Origin of the sequence: Lacticaseibacillus chiayiensis, assembly GCF_004123795.1 — a bacterium.
Taxonomy (GTDB): Bacteria; Bacillota; Bacilli; order Lactobacillales; family Lactobacillaceae; genus Lacticaseibacillus; species Lacticaseibacillus chiayiensis.
Genome location: NZ_MSSM01000071.1, coordinates 1 through 1,708 on the forward strand (window position 1 = coordinate 1; position 1,708 = coordinate 1,708).

At 46.7% G+C, this 1,708-nt stretch carries 3 protein-coding genes and 1 pseudogene; all 4 read right to left on the reverse strand.

Annotation, left to right across the window (positions count from 1 at the left end; all coding sequences use genetic code 11):
* Positions 1–133 (reverse strand): annotated as a pseudogene (locus BVJ53_RS15640) (head-tail adaptor protein); the annotation flags it as partial.
* Positions 123–482, reverse strand: coding sequence for a head-tail connector protein (locus BVJ53_RS14530; RefSeq protein ID WP_129302962.1), 360 nt, complete (start codon positions 480–482; stop codon positions 123–125). The gene BVJ53_RS14530 and the pseudogene BVJ53_RS15640, both read right to left, overlap by 11 nt.
* Positions 483–492: 10 nt before the next feature.
* Positions 493–732 (reverse strand): Ig-like domain-containing protein, encoded by a 240-nt coding sequence (locus BVJ53_RS14535; RefSeq protein ID WP_005712764.1) that lies wholly within the window; start codon positions 730–732, stop codon positions 493–495.
* 17 nt (positions 733–749) lie between these two features.
* The coding region (locus BVJ53_RS14540; protein ID WP_129302963.1) for a phage major capsid protein at positions 750–1,708 on the reverse strand (959 nt) is incomplete at its 5' end.

The window sequence follows — 1,708 nt, forward strand, 5'->3', positions numbered from 1 at the left end:
TGATTGGTACCTTAGGAACTTCAGCCCAAACCGTCATATGCTTAACAAGCACACCATCAACCGGAACTCCGTTAACCTTTTTTGACTCATAGCTGACGAACGCAATTCTCTCAGTCATTCGATTAGTTCGCATCAGAATCACCATCCTCTTCCGGCAATTCTGAGCGAAGCTGATTGATGATATTTGTTGTTGATGTTTGTAAAGGAAAGCGCATGACTTCAGCACCCATACCTCGGTAGTCATAGTCTTCCTTCACTTGCTTCATCAGCGCTGTGAAGAAACGATCCCGAGTTTCTGGATTGCTTAGAAATTGTTCCGGATTTGATCCAAAACTAATAGCCGAACTGATTTCACCACAAGCGTCATGCACCAGTTGCATAATCATTTGGTCTTCGATTGTCTGATCAACTTTCAAGTACATTTTCAGAACCTGAAACTGTTCATCAGTCAGTGGGCTTTTGTCAAGCGTAGTATCTGCCAAGAGTAATCACCTACCCGGCGTTAACAGTAACAGCAAGCGTTGAGCTGATGCCATTAGTGCTAAATGTGATTGTCGCTGTGCCCGCTGCCAGATTGGTAATAGTGTAAACACCATCGGACTTCTTAACAACCGTAGCTACGCTTTCATCGCTCGACACAGCTTCGACTGCTTGAGGAGCGCCATCAGGAGTGACTGTCACCGTGATATCTTTTGTGGCACCGACACCACCTGTGAACGTTTTCTGGCTCAAAGTCACTCCGTCAGGCGTTACGCTTTTGGGGTGTATGTGAGGAAGTAGCCAGCCTTTTCGTCAGCAACAGATACACCAAATCGCATTCCTGCTTGTAAGAATTGACCGTAAATCTGATCATCAACCCAGCGAACCATGAAGTCTGCGCGGTTAGCAAACAGAATTGCCCGCTTGATGTCACCCAAAAAGGCGTGTGCTTCGCCTGCTGCACCCAAAGTATCATCAGATACAACAACAATCGGCATACCAAGAACGCTCTTGCCAGACGGGGTCAAGATACTGTCTTGCAACAAGTAACGGCCATTACCGTCCTTCACCGTATCCAAGAAGTTGTAAAAGCTCTGGGACGCGATGATGACACGTGAATATGCCGGATCTAAGTCCACATTGTTGATGTGCTTCAAATCATCGACGGAGGTAATGCTCTTTGGAGTGAATCCCTTCAGCAAAGTTGCAACGGCACTGTTAGTCGTGTTGACCTTGATTTGTTGCGCGTTTTGAGCAATCAAGCCGACCAAATCAATCGCAGAATCATCAATTGATTCCTGCGAAATTGGCAACGCTTGCCGGTAGGTGTCTACTGACCAGTTGACAGGCTTGAAATCAGGCTTAGCCATTGCCGGGTTCTTTTCCAGTTCAGCAACGGTTGCCATCTTGGTAGTGGCATTTGCAATCGTTGGATAAGTTCCTTTTTGTGTGGATGCTTGGAAGACATTAGTGAATGGTTTCAGGTCGACCACTGTCTGCAATTCACGCTGTGGCGTATTGACGATGGTATCAGGAATTGTCTCCTTCGCGTCAACAGACTTAACCCCAGCGTTAACTGCATCACTGGCATCAGTAGGATCAGCACGCAAAACCGCAAAGGTACCAACGTCTGTCTTTTCAAAATCAATGCCTTCTGTGTTACGGCCACGGCTGTGAAGATAGGCATTCATAGCGGTGCGATAATTCTGCTGTTCAGGTTGCCGTTTCT